The sequence below is a fragment of the Amycolatopsis sp. 3B14 genome (assembly GCF_050958625.1).
Taxonomy (GTDB): Bacteria; Actinomycetota; Actinomycetes; order Mycobacteriales; family Pseudonocardiaceae; genus Amycolatopsis_E; species Amycolatopsis_E thermoflava.
The window spans coordinates 1-16,049 of the sequence record NZ_JBHZEN010000025.1; the positions used below are offsets into that span (position 1 = coordinate 1).

Consider the following 16,049-nt stretch of genomic DNA (forward strand, 5'->3'; position numbering starts at 1 on the left):
ACCCTGCTGCCCGGCGCGATCCCGGGCGAGAACGGCGCGACGCAGGCCCCCCACATCGACGTGTCGGTGTTCGCGCGCGGGCTGCTGAACCGGGTCGTCACGCGCATCTACTTCCCGGAGAACACCGAGGCCAACGCCGCCGACGCGGTATTGAACTCGGTGCCGGAGGACCGGCGCGGCACGCTGATCGCCGCCAAGACCGACGACGGGTACCGCTTCGACGTGCGTCTCCAGGGTGGGGCTGAGACAGTGTTCTTCGATGTCTGACCTGTTCGACCCGATGCTCGCCGCCGGGCCGGTCCGCGACGAGGTCTCCGACGCCGCCTGGCTGCGGGGCCTGCTCGACGCGGAAGCGGCGCTGGCGGAGGCGGAGGCGGACGCGGGCGTGATCCCGCGCGAGCACGCCGACCGGATCGCCGCCGTGGCTCGTGACGGGCAGTTCGACGCCGCCGCGATCGGTGCGAAGTCGGTCGGCGTCGGCAATCCCGCCGCGCCGCTCGTGCGGGAGCTGACCGCGCGGGTCGGCGGCGAGGCGGGCCGGGTGGTGCACCTCGGCGCGACCAGCCAGGACATCGTGGACACCGCGGCGATGCTGGTGTCCGCGCGTGCGGTGGACGTGCTGCTCGGCGAGGTGGAGGCGTGCGCGGACCGGCTCGCCGAGCTGGCGCGGGAGCACGCCGGCACTGTCCAAGCGGGACGGACGTTGCTGCAGCAGGCGCTGCCGGTGACGTTCGGCTTCCAGCTCGCCGGCTGGTTGTCCGGGCTGGACGCGGCCGCGGACCGGTTGCGGGCGCAGCGGTTCGCGGTGCAGCTCGGCGGGGCGACCGGCACGTTGGCGTCGCTCGGTGAGCAGGGACCGGCCGTGCTGGCGGCCTTCGCACGCAGGCTCGGGCTTGCGGAGCCGGCAATCCCGTGGCACACCGAGCGGACGCGCATCGCAGAACTCGCCGGTGCGCTCGGTTCATTGTCGGGTGTGGTCGCCGGTGCGTCGCGGTCGCTGGTGCTGCTGGCGCAGACCGAGGTCGGTGAGATCGCCGAGGTCGCCGAGGGCAGCGGCGGCTCGTCCACCATGCCGCACAAGCGGAACCCGGTCGCCGCGGTGGCGGCCGCGGCGGCCGCGCAGCAGGCGCCCGGGCTGGTCGCGACCCTGCTCGGCGCGATGGCGCAGGAGCACCAGCGCGCCGCCGGTTCGTGGCACGCCGAGTGGCGGCCGCTGACGGAACTGCTGCGCAGCACCGGATCCGCCGTGCACTGGCTGCGCACGAGCCTCGACCGGCTCCAAGTGGACGCGGACCGGATGCGCGCGAACCTCGACCTCACGCGTGGCGCGCTGCTGTCCGAGCGGGTCACGACCGCGCTCGCGGCGGAGACCGGGCGGCTCGAAGCACACGACGCCGTGAGCGCGTGCACTCGCCGCGCGCTGGCCGGTGAGGGTGAGCTGGCCGATCTGCTGGCCGAGGACGCCTTGGTGGGCAAGCACCTGTCCCGCGAGCGCATCGGCGAGCTGCTGGACCCGGCCGGTTACCTGGGGAGCGCGCGTGTCTTCGTCGAACGGGTGCTGGAGAAGCGAAAGGGGACTTCGTGAAGGTCCACTACGAGACCGCGGGCGATGGTGACGTCGTCGTCCTGAGCAATTCCATCGGCAGTAACCTGCGCATGTGGGAGCCGCAGGTGAAGCCGTTGACGGACAACGGTTTCCGCGTCGTCCGGTACGACACCCGGGGCCACGGGCAGTCGCCGGTGCCGCCAGGGCCGTACTCGATCGCCGACCTCGGCCGTGACGTCGTCGAGCTGCTGGACACGCTCGGCGTCGAGTCCGCGCACTTCGTCGGGCTGTCGCTGGGCGGGATGACCGGCGCCTGGCTCGGGCAGCACGCGCCGTCGCGAATCCGGTCGCTGGCACTGACGTTCACCTCGGTCAAGCCCGGCAACGTCGACATGTGGACCGGGCGGGCGAAGCAGGTGCGCGCCGAGGGCATGGCGACGATCGCCGAGGGCAGCATCGGCCGCTGGTTCACACCGGACTGGATCTCGGCGAACCCGGAACTGGCCGAGGAGCTGCGGCAGATGACCGCGACCACCCCGGCCGAGGGCTACGCGTCGTGCTGCGAGGCCATCGCCGGGCTCGACCTGACCGCCGGGCTGGGCACGATCACCGCCCCGACCCTGGTGATCTCGGGAGCCGACGACGCCGCGCTGCCGCCCTCGCACGGGCAGGTCATCGCAGACGGCATCCCCGGTGCGAAGTTCGAGGTGATCGACCACGCGGCCCACCTGGGCAGCTACCAGCAGGCAGGCAAGTTCACCGAACTGCTCCTGGAGCACCTGAAGGGGGCGCGATGAGCGACGAGCTGTACGACGCGGGCATGAAGGTCCGGCGCGAGGTGCTGGGCGACGCGCACGTCGACCGCGCCACCGCCAACGCGACCGAGTTCACGCAGAAGTTCCAGGACTACATCACCCGCGCCGCGTGGGGCTCGATCTGGACGCGCGAGGGCCTGGACCGCAAGACCCGCAGCTGCATCACGCTGGCCGTGCTCACCGCGCTGCACTGCCACGGCGAGATCGCGATGCACGTCCGCGCCGCCGTCGGCAACGGGCTGACCGCCGACGAGATCGGCGAGGTGCTGCTGCACGCCGGCGTGTACGCGGGGGTGCCTGCGGCCAACGAGGCGTTCGCCATCGCGCAGAAGACACTGGCCGAGATGGGAGAGCCCACCGCCCAGCCACCCACCAGTTAAGTTGTCGGGTATGGCGGAACCGACCGAGCGCGGCGCGCACCACGTCCAGTCGCTGGAACGCGGCCTGGCCGTGATCCGCGCGTTCGGCGCCGGGTCGCCCGAGCTGACGCTGTCCGACGTGGCGCGCTCGACCGGCCTGACCCGCGCCGCGGCCCGGCGGTTCCTGCTCACGCTCGTGGACCTCGGGTACGTGCGCACGGACGGGAAGTACTTCTCGCTGACCGCGCGCGTGCTGGAACTCGGCTACGCGTTCCTGTCCAGCATGACCCTGCCCGAGGTCGCGCAGCCACACCTGGAGCGGCTGTCGGCGGAGGTGCGCGAGTCGAGTTCGGTGTCCGTGCTGGAGGGCGCCGACATCGTCTACGTCGCGCGGGTCGCGGTGTCCCGGATCATGACGGTGAGCATCAACGTGGGCACCCGGTTCCCGGCCTATGCCACGTCGATGGGGCACGTGCTGCTCGCCGGGCTCGACGACGAGGGGTTCGCCCGGTACCTGGAGCAGGCCGAGCTGCAGCGCCTGACCTCGCACACGCTCACCTCGCCCGCCGCGCTGCGGGCCGAGCTGGCCGCGGTCCGGCAGCAGGGCTGGGCGCTGGTGGACCAGGAGCTGGAGGAGGGGCTGCGGTCGGTCGCGGCGCCGATCCGGGACCGGCAGGGCCGCGTCGTGGCGGCGGTGAACGTGTCCACTCACGCCAGTCGCACCCCGCGGGAGACGGTGATCGAGGAGATGGTGCCGCCGCTGCTGGCCGCCGCGAAGCGCATCGAGGACGACCTGGCCGTCGCACCCGCGCAGGCGCGCCGTGGCTGAGTGCGCCGGGTTGCTGCTGGCGGCCGGCGCCGGGCGGCGGATGGGACGTCCGAAGGCGCTGGTCGAACTGGACGGGGAACCGTTGCTGCGCCGGGCTTTGCGCGTGCTGACCGACGGTGGCTGCGCGCCGGTGCGGGTGGTGGTGGGCGCGAAGGCCGACGAGGTGCGGGCGTTGCTGCCGGATCCGTCGTGGGCCGTTGAGTCGCCCGACTGGGCCAGCGGGATGGGCGCGTCGCTGCGGGCCGGGCTGCGCGCGTTGCCGGAAGCGTCGGCCGTGCTGGTGCACCTGGTCGACCTGCCCGGAGTGGACGCCCGCATCGTGGCGCGGCTGCGGGCGCTGGCCTCGGCGGAGGTGGTCGCGCGCGCCGCGTACGACGGCGTGCCGGGGCATCCGGTGCTGTTCGGGCGCCGCTGGTGGGACGAGGTCGCGGAGAGCGCTTCTGGCGACCGCGGAGCCCGCGACTGGCTCCGCGGCCGCACCGACCTGCGGCTGGTGGAGTGCGCCGACCTGGGCGGCGGCCAGGACGTGGACACCCCCGCGGACCTCCGACGCTAGGCGGCGCCGGCGCCGCGGAGGCTGGTCCGCCGGCAGGCGCACTTCGCCGGGATTCCGGCCCCGAACCCGCCCCGCTAAGCGGCGACGACCCGCTGACACCGGTCCGCCCGGCGGGTGTCCCGTGGAGTTCGGTGGTCACCCATGGCCGGACGTGGATACCCCCGCGGACCTGCCCCGCCAGGCGGCGACAACTCCGGGCCACGCCGGTTCACCGGCAGGCGCCCTTCGCCGGGATTCCGGCCCGCAGATGCTTCCTGCTGGACCCCGGACCTGCCCACTAGGCGGCGACCCCCGCCGATACCAGGCCGCCCGTCGGGTGTCCCGTGGAGTTCGGTGGCCGCCCTTGGCCGGAGGCGGATACCAGCGGACCCGGCCCGCTAGGCGGCGTCGACTCCGTGGAGGCTGGCCGGCCCGGCGGGTGTGCCGCCGAGTTCGACGGTCCCCCTTGGTTGCATGAGGACCCCCGGCGGACCTGCCCCGCTGAGCGGCGCCATGCCGCAGGTGCACTTCGCCGGGATTCCGGCCCCGGACCCGCCCCGCTAGGCGGCGACCACCCCGCCGACACCCGTCCGCCCAGCCGGTGTCCCCACCAGCTCCACAGTCACCCCGGCCCGCACGCGCTCCCCGAACACCGCCACGATCGCGTCGGTCACCCCGGCCACCAGCCGGGCCACGATGGCGTCCGCGTCCGGGCGCTCGAACGCCGCTTCCCGGATGCCGAAGATCACCGACGGCGCGGGCGCGGACGCCGGCTTGCCCCCGATGGCCCACCGGTTCGACGGCACCCCGACCAGCCGCACGACCGCGATCTCCCGCGCCCACTCGCCGTACACGGCGACGATCGCCTCGGTCAGGCCTTCGATCAGCTCGGTCTCACGCCCGGCCAGGTCGCTCTCCAGGACGTGCACGGTCAGATGAGGCATCTCAACTCCCAAAGTAGATTTGCAAGCAAAGGTAATCGCGGGCGGAGTGGCTGTCAACGACGGGCGAACCCCTTAGGGTGGAGGGGTGAAGGTCAACTCACCCGAAGAGCTGGCGACGGAGCTGGACCGGGTCGGCTACCTCGCCGACGAGGGCGTCGCCACCGCCGCGTTCCTGGCGTTGCGCATGCAGCGCCCGCTGTTCTGCGAAGGCGAACCCGGCACGGGGAAGACCTCGCTGGCCGTGTCGCTGTCGGAAGCGCTCGGCCTGCCGCTGGTGCGGTTGCAGTGCCACGAGGGCATCGACGCGGCGCAGGCGCTGTACGAATGGGACTTCCCGCGCCAGCTGCTGCACCTGCGCGCGCTGGAAGCCGGCCGCGAGCACCTGGACGTCGAAGCCGCGGAGCAGTCGCTGTTCACCGAGCGGTTCCTGCTGGCCCGGCCATTGCTGCGGGCGCTGAAGGAGTCGCCGTGTGTGCTGCTGGTCGACGAAATCGACCGCGCCGACGACGAGTTCGAGGCGTTCCTGCTGCAACTGCTCGACGAGAACGCCGTGACGATCCCGGAGTTCGGCGAGATCCGCGCCGTGCAGCCGCCGCTGGTGCTGCTGACCTCCAACCGGACCCGCGAGGTGCACGACGCGCTGAAGCGACGCTGCCTCTACCACTGGCTGGAGCACCCCGACCTGGCCCGCGAGGTCGCCATCCTGCGCCGCAGGCTGCCCGGAGTCGGCGAACGGCTCGCGACGCAGGTGGCCGCGGCCGTCCGCCGGCTGCGTGAGCTGGAGCTGCTGAAACCGCCGGGCATCGCCGAGTCGCTGGACTGGGCGCAGGCGCTGCTGGCGCTCAACCGCACCGAACTCGACGCGGAGATCGCCGCCCGGACCCTCGGCGCGGTGCTCAAGTACTCCGAGGACCTCGACCGCGTCCGGGCCAAACTCGACACGGTGCTGGCATAGCCGACCCGGGCGAGGGCGTTCCACGAACGCCGGCACCTCGCCGGACGCCGCCGGGCGCGTCCAGGTACATCTCCTGCAGCAGCTCCCACAGTTCCTTCGCTGTCACCTCCCCACCGGTCCGGTCGGTGTGCCGTTGGACGTGCCGGGCGAAGTCGATCTGCAGCCGCCGCGGGAGTTCGACGCCGTAACCGGTGCTCAGCAGGTGCGCGATACCGCCCTTGCCGGACTGGGAGTTCGCAGGTTCAGCGCGAGCGTGGCGATGTCGACGTTCCCGGTGCGCTCGCCGTTGCCGAAGATGCAGCCTTCGACGCGCCGCGCCCCGGCGAGGAGGGTCAGCTCCGCGCAGGCGATCCCGGTGCCGCGGTCGCCGTGCGGGTGCATCGACAGGATCACGCTCGATGAGGTCGCGCCGCGCCGGGGCGAACACCACGATCGTGACGTCCTCCGGCGCGAGGCCGGTTTCCGCGATGAGGCGGACGAAGTCGTAGTCGCTCGGCGAGGGCCTGGTTGCCGTCCCGCAGGTCGACCGGGCCCCACACCGGCGCCTGCGTGAGCCGGGCGTCCGCCAAGCGATGATCGACATGCTGCGGCTTCGGCCCGGCGGCCCCGACCACGATGCGCACGCAGAACCTCCTGGACGCCATCGCGGCCGGGGACGCGGCCAGGGCTGGTGGTGAGCCGGGCCCACCCTGGTGTCGATGAAGGAGGCCCTCAGCGCGGGCGGTGAGCGAGCAGGTACGCCTGCGGAGTCGTTTCGTACTCGAACGCGGGCTCGCGGATCAGCCGCGCGGTCACCGGGAGCCCGGCGTCCGCCAGCAGTTCCGTGATGCGGTCCGGCGGCAGGCGGTACGCGTCGTAGGAAACCGTGTGCCCGTAAGCCTGTTCGAGGCGCTTGCGCTCGTCGCCGACCTGGAACGCCACCATCAGGTGCCCGCCCGGCGCGAGGACCCGCGCGAACTCCGCGAACACCTCCGGCAGCAGCTCCGGCGGCGTGTGGATGATCGAGTAGAACGCGAGGATCCCGCCCAGGCTGGCGTCCTCCAGCGCCAGGTCGGACATGGAGCCGACCTCGAACCGCAGGTGCGGGTAGCGCCGCCGCGCCTCCGCCAGCATGCCGGGCGACAGGTCGATGCCGAACACCGGAACCCCCAGCGAATCCAGGTACGTCGTCACCCGTCCCGTGCCGCAGCCGATGTCCGCCACCTGCCCGCCGTCCCGGCGCACGTAGTCGGCGAAGAGTCGCAACATCGCCAGGTCCTCCGGAGTCTGCTCCAGGAGGCCTTCGAGGAGTTTCGCGTAGTCGACCGCCACGGTGTCGTAGGCGGCGCGGGTCATGTCGAGATGGGTCACGCGGCGACCGTATCGAGGGCGGGGTGGCCGGTGTGGCCCGACTCGCCGGTGCGGGAGAAATTCTTGTCCCGCAACGGTTTCCGCGACGAGGGTGGGCTCATCACCCGGCTGATCCCGCTGCGCTCCCGCGACGTGATCGCGGCGGCTTCGCCCCGTCGAGGCCGTGCTGCAGCAGGTCGAAGGCCCGGTCGATCACCGCGGGCTGGTCCCGGTGCACGTCGTCGGGGTCGTCGCCGTCCAGCAGGCGGCTGGTCGCCCGCTCGTAGATCGAGTCGATCGCGGCGGTCAGCAGGTTCGCCGTCAGCCGCGCTTCCACCGGGTCGCCGGTCTCCTCGGTCAGCACGTCCGCCAGCATCGCGGCGATCTCGCGGGACTGCTCGTAGGTGCGCGTGACCAGCGCCGGACTGGCGCGCAGGATCGACAGGAAGCCCGCCGTCCCCGGCCGCGTCCCGGACAGCGGATGGCGTTGCCGCACCAGTTCGTGGTGGTACCGCCGCAGGGCCGTCACCACGTCCTGTCCGGCGGGCCGCTCCCGGACGACCCGCTCCAGTTCGCGGAGCCGGTCGGCGTGCCGGTCGAGGAACAGGTCCTCCTTGCGTGGGAAGTAGTTGAACACGGTCATCTTCGAGACGCCGGCGGCTTCCGCGACCTCGGCGACGGTCACGTTGTCGAAGCCCTTGACGGCGAACAGGCCGGTCGCGACGTCGGAGATGTGCCGTCGCGTGGCCCGCTTCTTCTCTTCGCGCAGTCCCACGCCGAAATCCTATACCGAACCAAAACATTGACCGGGTAAAAGTTTGTGGCACGATGGGTGCATGGACTTCGACGTGGTGATCTCCGGGGGCGGACCGACCGGCCTGATGCTGGCGGGCGAGTTGCGGCTCGGCGGCGTGGACGTGCTGGTCGTGGAGCGGCGGACCGAGATCGATCCGACCCTCAAGGCGGGCTCGATCAACCTCGCGACGGGTGAGGCGCTCTACCGGCGCGGCCTGCTGGAGCGGCTCGAACACGAGACGCGGCAGGGCATGGCGCAGGTGAAAGCGATGCTGTCGCGGGCGAAGTCGGCGCCGCCGCCGATCGCCGGGCACTTCGCCGGGATCATGGTCGGCCTCGACCTGGTCGACTTCGCCGATCCCGCGTTCCGGGACGCGGGCCCGGCCGCCAACCTGCAGCTGGTGGGCCAGCAGACCGTGGAGAAGGTGCTGGAGGAGCACGCGACCGGCCTGGGGGCGGTCGTGCGCCGGGGCGCCGAGGTCACCGGATTCGAGGCGGACGACGACGGTGTGACGGTCTTCCTCGGCGGCGAGCGGGTCCGCGCGGGCTGGCTCGTCGGCTGCGACGGTGGCCGCAGCCTGGTGCGCAAGCTGGCCGGGTTCGATTTCCCCGGCACCGATCCGGAGATCACCGGGCGTCAGGCGCTGGCCGACCTGGACGGCACCGAGGCGCTCGGGCTGGGCTGGCGCCGCACCGGCACCGGCGTCTACGTGCACGGCCCGCTGCCGGGGCGGATCCTGACCGTCGAGTTCGACGGCCCGCCCGCGGACCGCACCTCGCCGGTCACGGTCGCCGAGCTGCAGGACAGCATCCGGCGCGTGTCCGGAGTGGACGTCACGGTCAGGTCGATCCGCAGCGCCACGCGGTTCACCGACAACGCCCGCCAGGCCACCACCTACCGCAAGGGCCGGGTGCTGCTCCCCGGCGACGCGGCGCACGTCCACTCGCCGTTCGGCGGGCAGGGCCTCAACCTCGGAATCGGCGACGCGGTCAACCTCGGCTGGAAACTCGCCGCGACCGTCCGCGGCGACGCGCCGGACGGGCTGCTCGACACCTACCCGGTCGAACGGCACCCGATCGGCGAGTGGGTGCTGGAGTGGACGCGCGCGCAGATCGCGGCGATGCGGCCCGATCGGCACGCCAAGGCCCTGCGCTCGGTGCTCACCGACCTGCTCACCACCGGCGACCGGGCGACGTACCTGGCGAAGAAGCTGGCCGGGGTGCTGCACCGGTACCCGGCCGACAGCGACCACGAGCTGGCGGGCAAGAGCGCACCGGACTTCGAGTTCACCGACGGCAGCCGTCTCGCCGACCACTGCCGCGACGGCCGGGCCGTGCTGATCGGCGCGCGGATCGACGACGAGCGGGTCCGCGTGGCGCCGGGCGAAGTCGTCGGGCGGCCTGGTCTCAAGGCTCTGATCAGGCCCGACGGTCACGTCGCGTGGGCGGCCGGGGACGGCGGCACGGCCGGTCTGGAGAAGGCGTTCGCGACCTGGTTCGGCACGCGGAACCCCTCACATCGGATTTTCGCGTAACAATGAACAGGTGAGCACCCAGGACCCCCTGGCCGGATTCGTCGGCTTCGCCACCGCGCTGCGCGAAGCCGGCGTCGCCTGCGGGCCGCAGCGGGTGCAGGCCTACCTCGACGCCGTCGAGCGGCTCGACGTCGGCGAGGCGGACCAGCTGTACTGGGCGGGCAGGCTGACTCTGTGCTCGGACCCGGACGACCTGATCCGCTACGACGACGCGTTCGCGCAGTGGTTCGCCGCCGCGCCACCGGAACCGCGGCCGGCCACCGTCCGCCGCGAGCAGCGGTCCCGCATCGCCGCACTGGTGTCGCAGCCGGCGGGCGAGGGCGAGGCCGGGTCGGACGACGAGCAGCTGCGGGTCGCGGCGACCGACGCCGAAGTGCTACGCGAACGGGATCTCGCGGAGCTGACCAAGGCCGAACGCGAGCACCTGCGGGAGCTGATGGCGGTGCTGCGGCCGCAACCGCCGATGCGGAAGTCCCTGCGCAGCAGGCCGGCGCGCCGCGGCTCGCTCGACCCGGGCCGGACGCTGCGCGCGATGCTGGCCGGCGGCGGCGAACCGGTCCGGCTCGCGCACCGGAACCGGTCGACCCGCCCGCGCCGGGTGGTGCTGCTGCTCGACGTGTCCGGGTCGATGAGCCCGTACGCCGACTCGCTGCTGCGGTTCGCGCACGTCGTGGTGCGCCGTGCGCCCGCCGCGGTCGAGGTGTTCACCCTCGGCACCCGGCTGACCAGGGTGTCCCGGCAGCTGCGGCAGCGCGACCCGGAACGCGCGATGCTCGCCGCAGGCACCGCGGTGCCCGACTTCGCCGGCGGCACCCGGCTCGGCGAGACGCTGCGGATCTTCCTGGATCGGTGGGGGCAGCGCGGGCTCGCGCGCCGTGCCGTCGTCACGGTGTTCTCCGACGGCTGGGAGCGCGGCGACCCCAGTCTCCTCGGCGAGCAGATGGCCCGGATGCGCCGCCTGGCGCACGCGGTGTTCTGGGTGAACCCGCACGCGGGACGCGAAGGCTACGCTCCGGTGCAGTCCGGCATCGCGGCCGCGCTCCCGCACGTCGACCGCTTGCTGGCCGGCCACAGCCTGGCCACCCTGGAACGACTGCTGCTGGAGATCCGCGATGCATGATGTGCTCGACGAGTTGTACAAGCGCTGGCGCGAGGGCGAAGCCGTCGGCGTCGGCACGGTCGTGGCGACCTTCTCCTCGGCGCCCCGTGCGCCGGGCGCCGCGATGCTGGTCACCGAGGACGGGACGGCGGTCGGCAGCGTGTCCGGCGGCTGCGTCGAGGGCGCGGTGTACGAGCTGGCGCAACAGGTCGTCGCCGACCGCGAGCCGGTGCTGCAGCGGTACGGCGTCAGCGACGACGACGCGTTCGCGGTGGGCCTGACCTGCGGCGGGATCATCGACATCTACGTCGAGCGGATCGACAGGGAGACCCTGCCCGAGCTGGGCGACGTCGTCGACTCGGTGCACCGCGGGGAGCCGGTCGCCGTGGTCACCGTGATCGAGCACGAGGACCCGGAGCGGCGCGGTCGGCACATGGTCGTGTGGCCGGACCGGACCGCGGGGACGCTCGGCACCGACCGGATCGACGACGCGGTCGCCGACGACGCGCGCGGCCTGCTCGCCAACGGGCGCACCGGAACGCTGCACTACGGCCTTGAGGGCGAGCGGCGCGGCGAGGGCATGGCGGTGTTCGTCAACTCCTTCGAACCGCAGCCGCGGATGCTGGTGTTCGGCGCGATCGACTTCGCGGCCGCGATGGCGCGCATGGGCTCCTACCTCGGTTACCAGGTCACGGTGTGCGATGCGCGTCCGGTTTTCGCCACCGCGTCGCGGTTCCCGGACGCCGACGACGTCGTCGTGGACTGGCCGCACCGCTACCTCAAGGCCGAGGCGGAGGCGGGCCGCATCGACCGGCGGACCGTGATCGCGGTGCTCACCCACGACCCGAAGTTCGACGTGCCGCTGCTGGAGGTCGCGTTGCGGCTGGACGTCGGCTACATCGGGGCGATGGGGTCGCGGCGCACGCACGACGACCGCCTCGCCCGCTTGCGGGAGGCGGGATTGACAGAGGCGGAACTGTCGCGATTGGCCTCTCCGATCGGGCTCGACCTCGGCGCCCGCACACCGGAGGAGACCGCGGTGTCGATCGCCGCGGAGATCATCGCGCTGCGGTGGGGCGGTGGCGGGAAGCGGCTCACCGAGTTGTCCGGGCGCATTCACGGCTGACCCTGTCGTGCGGCTACGACTGGCCCTTTCGCAGGCCTGCGACTGGTCACTTCGTACGAGCCGGTTCCGCGGTTGCGGTGGTGGAGCTGGGTTTTTCCGTGCAGCTGCGGGAGCCGGGGTGAAGTGTCACCCAACCAGGACTTGTCCGAACGGCACGGAAGTAGCACGCTCGCTTGTGAAGCCGATCACCCAGCTCCCACCACTGGAGGCCTCATGCGAATCACCGTCAACGTGGACGGAACCAGTTACACCGACGAGGTCGAACCCCGCACGTTGCTCGTTCACTACCTGAGGGAGACGCTCGGGAAAGTCGGCACCGTCATCGGGTGCGACACCAGCAACTGCGGTGCCTGCACCGTGCACCTCAACGGCCAGAGCGTGAAGTCCTGCTCGGTACTCGCCGTGCAGGCCGACGGTGCCGAGGTGACGACCATCGAGGGCCTGGCCCGCGACGGCAAGCTCCACCCCGTGCAGGAAGCGTTCCACGACAACCACGCCCTGCAGTGCGGGTTCTGCACGCCGGGCATGATCATGCAGTCGATCGACCTGCTCGCCGACAACCCGAACCCGGACGAGCACGCCGTCCGCGAGGGGCTCGAGGGCAACCTGTGCCGCTGCACCGGTTACCAGAACATCGTTCGCGCCGTGCGGGACGCGGCGCAGCGGATGAGCCCGGGCGCGGGGCCGGAGGCCGAGCGCGTCTCCGGTGACGTCTCCCGCGCGCCCAGCGCGTTCGCGGGCGGGGGCGAGTGACATGACGTCGACGATCGAACCCGAGGTCGGCAAGGCGCGCACCCGCAAGGAGGACGCGCGGCTCATCACCGGCCGCACCCGCTGGACCGACAACATCACGCTGCCCGGGATGCTGCACGTGGCGATCCTGCGCAGCCCGTTCGCCCATGCCCGGATAAGTTCCATCGACACGGCCGCGGCGCGGGACATGCCGGGCGTCGTCGCCGTCTACACGGCCCGCGACCTCGACCCGGACAACGCGATCGGCATGCCGTGCGCGTGGCCGATCACGCCGGACATGAAGCAGCCGCGGCGGCCCGTGCTGGCCGCCGACCAGGTCAACTTCGCCGGTGAGGGCGTCGCGGTGGTCGTGGCCCGCAGCAAGGCCGAGGCCGCCGACGCGCTCGAGGCCATCGACGTGGACTACGAGGAACTGCCCGTGGTCCTCGGCCTGGAGAACGCGATCGCCGACGACGCGCCGCTGGTGCACGACGAGCTGGGCACCAACAAGCAGGCGACGTGGGTCTTCGACTCGGCCGAGGCGGGCACCGGCGGCAACGTCGAGGAAGCGCTGGCCGGCGGCGAGGTCGTGCTCAAGCGGCGGTTCCGCCAGCAGCGCCTGGTGCCCGCGTTCATGGAGCCGCGCTCGGTCGTGGTCGACCCGACCGGAACCCAGATCACCATGTGGTCGGCCACCCAGGTGCCGCACATCCTCAAGACGATGACGGCGCTGACGCTCGGCATTCCCGAGCACAAGCTGCGTGTCATCGCGCCGGACGTCGGCGGCGGGTTCGGCGGCAAGATCGCCGTGCTGCCCGAGGAGACCATGGCGGTCCTCATCGCGCAGAAGCTCGGCAAGCCGGTCAAGTGGACCGAGACCCGCTCGGAGTGCATGCAGACCGCGCACCACGGCCGCGACCAGATCCAGGACATCTCGATCAGCGCGAACCGCGACGGCACGATCACGGGCCTCAAGGTCGAACTGCTCGCCGACATGGGCGCCTACAACGGGCTCGTCGGGCCCGGCGTGCCGATCCTGGGCGCGTTCATGTTCAACGCGATCTACAAGATCCCGGCCTACCACTTCGCCTGCACGAACGTGTTCACCAACACCACGCTCACCGACGCCTACCGCGGCGCCGGGCGGCCGGAGGCCACCTTCGCGATCGAGCGGATGATGGACGAGCTGGCCGCCGAGCTGGGCATGGACCCTCTGGAGCTGCGCGAGAAGAACTGGATCAAGCACGAGGAGTTCCCGTTCACCACGGTCTGCGGGCTGACCTACGACTCGGGCAACTACGAGGCCGCCACCGAGCGCGCCAAGGAGCTGTTCGACTACGAGGGCCTGCGCCGGGAGCAGCAGGAACGCCGCGAGCGCAAGGATCCGGTGCAGCTGGGCATCGGCATCTCGACGTTCACCGAGATGTGCGGGCTGGCGCCGTCGCGGGTGCTCGGGTCGCTGGACTACGGGGCAGGCGGCTGGGAGCACGCGGCGATCCGCGTGCTGCCCACCGGCAAGGTCGAGGTCGTCACGGGCGCCTCCGCCCACGGGCAGGGGCACGAGACGGCGTGGAGCCAGATCGTGGCCGACCGGCTCGGCGTCGCGTTCGAGGACATCGAGGTCATCCACGGCGACACGCAGTCCTCGCACAAGGGCATGGACACCTACGGGTCGCGGTCGCTGGCCGTCGGCGGCATCGCGGTGGTCAAGGCCGCCGAGAAGGTCGTCGACAAGGCCCGCACGATCGCCGCGCACCTGCTGGAGTGCTCGCCGGACGACCTGGAGTTCGAGGGCGGCAAGTTCACCGTTCGCGGCACTGACACGTCGACGACGATCCAGGACGTCGCGTTCGCGACGTTCGCCGCGCACAACCTGCCCGAGGGCATGGAGCCCACGCTGGACTCCGAGGCCGTGTTCGACCCGGAGAACTTCTCGTTCCCGCACGGCACGCACCTGTGCGCCGCCGAGGTGGACACCGAGACCGGCCGGGTGCGGTTGCGCTCGTACGTGTGCGTGGACGACGTGGGCAAGGTGGTCAACCCGCTGATCGTGGAGGGGCAGGTGCACGGCGGTCTCGCCCAGGGCATCGCGCAGGCCCTGTACGAGGAGGCGGTGTTCGACGAGAGCGGCACGCTGACCACCGGCACGTTCGCCGACTACCTGCTGCCCTCGGCGGCCGACCTGCCGTCGTTCGTCACCGACCGCACCGAGACGGCGGCGACGTCGAACCCGCTGGGCGTCAAGGGCGTCGGCGAGGCGGGCACGATCGCCTCCACCCCCGCGGTGGTCAACGCGGTGGTGGACGCCGTGCGGCAGTTCGGGGTCAACGACATCGAGATGCCGTGCTCGCCCATGCGGGTGTGGTCGGCGATCCACCGCGGCCGCACCGATGCCGGCGGCGTCGGTGCGGAGGCCGGCGGCGGACTGGGTTCCATCGACGCTTCGGGAGGTGCGCAGTGATCCCCGCTGCCTTCGACTACGTCGCGCCGTCCACTGTGGACGAGGCGGTGCAGGCACTGGCCGCGGCCGGTGAGGACGCCAAGGTGCTGGCCGGCGGGCAGAGCCTGCTGCCGGTGCTGCGGATGCGGCTGGCCGCGCCCACGACGCTCATCGACCTCGGCAAGATCACCGAGCTGCGGGGTGTCCGCGACGACGGCGACGCGATCGTCATCGGCGCCATGACCACGCACTACGACGTGCAGCGCGACCAGCTGGTCGCCGAGCACGCCGCGCTGCTGGCCAGGGCGACCGACACGGTGGCCGACCCGCAGGTGCGGCACCGCGGCACGTTCGGCGGTTCGATCGCGCACGCGGACCCGGCAGGCGACCTGCTGGCCCCCGCGCTGGCGTTGGACGCCGAGATGGTGATCGCGAGCAGCAGCGGCAGGCGGACGGTGCCGGCGGCGGAGTTCTTCCAGGACTTCTTCACCACGGCGCTCGAGCCGGGCGAGATCCTGGTCGAGATCCGCGTGCCGAAGCACACCGGGTGGAAGGCGCACTACGAGAAGTTCAACCGGGTCGCCCAGGCGTGGTCGATGGTCGCGGTGGCGGCCACGGTCCGCACCGACGGCGACACGATCGCCGAGGCCCGTGTGGCGCTGACGAACATGGCGTCGGTGCCGGTGCGGGCCACCGCGGTCGAGCAGGCCCTGGTGGGCCAGTCCGCGTCCGATGACACGATCCGCGCCGCGGCCGCCCACGCCGCCGAGGGCACCAGCCCCACGGCGGACGGCAACGCGGACGTGGAGTACCGGCAGGAGCTGGCCAAGGTGCTGACGGGCCGCGCGGTCTCGGCAGCCCTGGCCGCGGTGTAGCCCCGGCCCCCGCGGCCGCCCAGCACGTGGGCGGCCGCGGGCACCGGCCGGGCGAGCGCAGTGCTCTCATCGGTGAGCGCTGGCCGTGCCGGCGTGGTGCTCCCGCCCGTGGGCCCCGGGCTCCGAACGCAGCAA

15 protein-coding genes and 2 pseudogenes are annotated in these 16,049 nt (G+C 72.3%); 13 read left to right on the forward strand and 4 right to left on the reverse strand.

Going from position 1 to position 16,049, the window contains the following annotated elements:
• The 6 genes and pseudogenes from ACCP09_RS15625 to ACCP09_RS15650 form a co-directional block, all read left to right on the forward strand.
• Window positions 1–267 (forward strand): annotated as a pseudogene (locus tag ACCP09_RS15625) (protocatechuate 3,4-dioxygenase subunit alpha); the annotation flags it as partial.
• A complete protein-coding gene (gene pcaB / locus ACCP09_RS15630; protein WP_433747302.1) occupies window positions 260–1,585 on the forward strand; it encodes a 3-carboxy-cis,cis-muconate cycloisomerase in 1,326 nt (441 codons plus the stop codon). The pseudogene ACCP09_RS15625 and the gene pcaB, both read left to right, overlap by 8 nt.
• Window positions 1,582–2,343: a 3-oxoadipate enol-lactonase gene (pcaD, locus tag ACCP09_RS15635; protein ID WP_433747305.1), complete on the forward strand. Its 762-nt coding sequence runs from the start codon at window positions 1,582–1,584 to the stop codon at window positions 2,341–2,343. The genes pcaB and pcaD overlap by 4 nt, the downstream gene beginning before the upstream one ends.
• The gene (gene pcaC, locus ACCP09_RS15640) at window positions 2,340–2,741 is read left to right on the forward strand and encodes a 4-carboxymuconolactone decarboxylase (RefSeq protein WP_433747308.1); all 402 of its coding nucleotides are present in this window, start codon (window positions 2,340–2,342) and stop codon (window positions 2,739–2,741) included. Before pcaD ends, pcaC begins: the two co-directional genes overlap by 4 nt.
• A 10-nt stretch (window positions 2,742–2,751) precedes the next feature.
• A complete protein-coding gene (locus tag ACCP09_RS15645; RefSeq protein WP_123685173.1) occupies window positions 2,752–3,549 on the forward strand; it encodes an IclR family transcriptional regulator in 798 nt (265 codons plus the stop codon).
• Window positions 3,542–4,105, forward strand: a complete 564-nt coding sequence (locus tag ACCP09_RS15650) for a nucleotidyltransferase family protein (protein WP_433747313.1) — start codon at window positions 3,542–3,544, stop codon at window positions 4,103–4,105. The genes ACCP09_RS15645 and ACCP09_RS15650 overlap by 8 nt, the downstream gene beginning before the upstream one ends.
• Before the next feature lie 539 nt (window positions 4,106–4,644).
• Here ACCP09_RS15650 and ACCP09_RS15655 read toward each other — a convergent pair.
• Entirely contained in the window at window positions 4,645–5,028 is a 384-nt protein-coding gene (locus ACCP09_RS15655; protein WP_433747315.1) for a tautomerase family protein, read from the reverse strand.
• A gap of 85 nt (window positions 5,029–5,113) precedes the next feature.
• Here ACCP09_RS15655 and ACCP09_RS15660 point away from each other — a divergent pair, with 85 nt between their 5' ends.
• Complete coding sequence (locus ACCP09_RS15660; protein ID WP_027934493.1) at window positions 5,114–5,983, forward strand: AAA family ATPase; 870 nt, start codon at window positions 5,114–5,116, stop codon at window positions 5,981–5,983.
• Window positions 5,984–6,041: 58 nt separating this feature from the next.
• On the opposite strand, the pseudogene ACCP09_RS15665 reads toward ACCP09_RS15660, so the two are convergent.
• The 3 genes and pseudogenes from ACCP09_RS15665 to ACCP09_RS15675 all read right to left on the reverse strand — a co-directional run.
• Window positions 6,042–6,379, reverse strand: a pseudogene (locus ACCP09_RS15665) (2-isopropylmalate synthase); the annotation flags it as partial.
• 315 nt (window positions 6,380–6,694) lie between these two features.
• Complete coding sequence (locus tag ACCP09_RS15670) at window positions 6,695–7,318, reverse strand: class I SAM-dependent DNA methyltransferase (protein ID WP_027934495.1); 624 nt, start codon at window positions 7,316–7,318, stop codon at window positions 6,695–6,697.
• Window positions 7,319–7,433: 115 nt separating this feature from the next.
• Complete coding sequence (locus tag ACCP09_RS15675) at window positions 7,434–8,087, reverse strand: TetR/AcrR family transcriptional regulator (protein WP_123685176.1); 654 nt, start codon at window positions 8,085–8,087, stop codon at window positions 7,434–7,436.
• Window positions 8,088–8,148: 61 nt separating this feature from the next.
• Between ACCP09_RS15675 and ACCP09_RS15680 the strand changes: the two genes are divergently transcribed.
• From ACCP09_RS15680 to ACCP09_RS15705, 6 genes are all read left to right on the forward strand, one after another.
• Window positions 8,149–9,642, forward strand: coding sequence for an FAD-dependent monooxygenase (locus tag ACCP09_RS15680; protein WP_433747320.1), 1,494 nt, complete (start codon window positions 8,149–8,151; stop codon window positions 9,640–9,642).
• 10 nt (window positions 9,643–9,652) lie between these two features.
• On the forward strand, window positions 9,653–10,762 hold the full coding sequence (locus ACCP09_RS15685) for a vWA domain-containing protein (protein ID WP_400988698.1): 1,110 nt from the start codon (window positions 9,653–9,655) through the stop codon (window positions 10,760–10,762).
• Window positions 10,755–11,867 carry an XdhC family protein gene (locus ACCP09_RS15690; protein ID WP_017984315.1) on the forward strand — a complete coding sequence of 371 codons (1,113 nt, stop codon included), beginning with the start codon at window positions 10,755–10,757 and terminating at the stop codon, window positions 11,865–11,867. Before ACCP09_RS15685 ends, ACCP09_RS15690 begins: the two co-directional genes overlap by 8 nt.
• Window positions 11,868–12,080: 213 nt before the next feature.
• On the forward strand, window positions 12,081–12,620 hold the full coding sequence (locus ACCP09_RS15695) for a (2Fe-2S)-binding protein (RefSeq protein ID WP_027934499.1): 540 nt from the start codon (window positions 12,081–12,083) through the stop codon (window positions 12,618–12,620).
• A 1-nt stretch (window position 12,621) separates the two neighbouring features.
• Complete coding sequence (locus ACCP09_RS15700) at window positions 12,622–15,060, forward strand: xanthine dehydrogenase family protein molybdopterin-binding subunit (protein ID WP_027934500.1); 2,439 nt, start codon at window positions 12,622–12,624, stop codon at window positions 15,058–15,060.
• Entirely contained in the window at window positions 15,057–15,914 is an 858-nt protein-coding gene (locus ACCP09_RS15705; RefSeq protein ID WP_433747326.1) for an FAD binding domain-containing protein, read from the forward strand. The genes ACCP09_RS15700 and ACCP09_RS15705 overlap by 4 nt, the downstream gene beginning before the upstream one ends.
• Window positions 15,915–16,049: the final 135 nt, after the last annotated feature.

What these genes read in the sequence shown, in the direction of transcription:
- ACCP09_RS15695 (WP_027934499.1), top strand. Translation starts at nt 12,081, where the DNA reads ATGCGAATCACCGTCAACGTGGACGGAACCAGTTACACCGACGAGGTC.
- ACCP09_RS15645 (WP_123685173.1), top strand. Translation starts at nt 2,752, where the DNA reads ATGGCGGAACCGACCGAGCGCGGCGCGCACCACGTCCAGTCGCTGGAA.
- ACCP09_RS15690 (WP_017984315.1), top strand. Translation starts at nt 10,755, where the DNA reads ATGCATGATGTGCTCGACGAGTTGTACAAGCGCTGGCGCGAGGGCGAA.
- pcaC (WP_433747308.1), top strand. Translation starts at nt 2,340, where the DNA reads ATGAGCGACGAGCTGTACGACGCGGGCATGAAGGTCCGGCGCGAGGTG.
- pcaB (WP_433747302.1), top strand. Translation starts at nt 260, where the DNA reads ATGTCTGACCTGTTCGACCCGATGCTCGCCGCCGGGCCGGTCCGCGAC.
- ACCP09_RS15700 (WP_027934500.1), top strand. Translation starts at nt 12,622, where the DNA reads ATGACGTCGACGATCGAACCCGAGGTCGGCAAGGCGCGCACCCGCAAG.
- ACCP09_RS15680 (WP_433747320.1), top strand. Translation starts at nt 8,149, where the DNA reads ATGGACTTCGACGTGGTGATCTCCGGGGGCGGACCGACCGGCCTGATG.
- ACCP09_RS15670 (WP_027934495.1), bottom strand. Translation starts at nt 7,318, where the DNA reads ATGACCCGCGCCGCCTACGACACCGTGGCGGTCGACTACGCGAAACTC.
- ACCP09_RS15655 (WP_433747315.1), bottom strand. Translation starts at nt 5,028, where the DNA reads ATGCCTCATCTGACCGTGCACGTCCTGGAGAGCGACCTGGCCGGGCGT.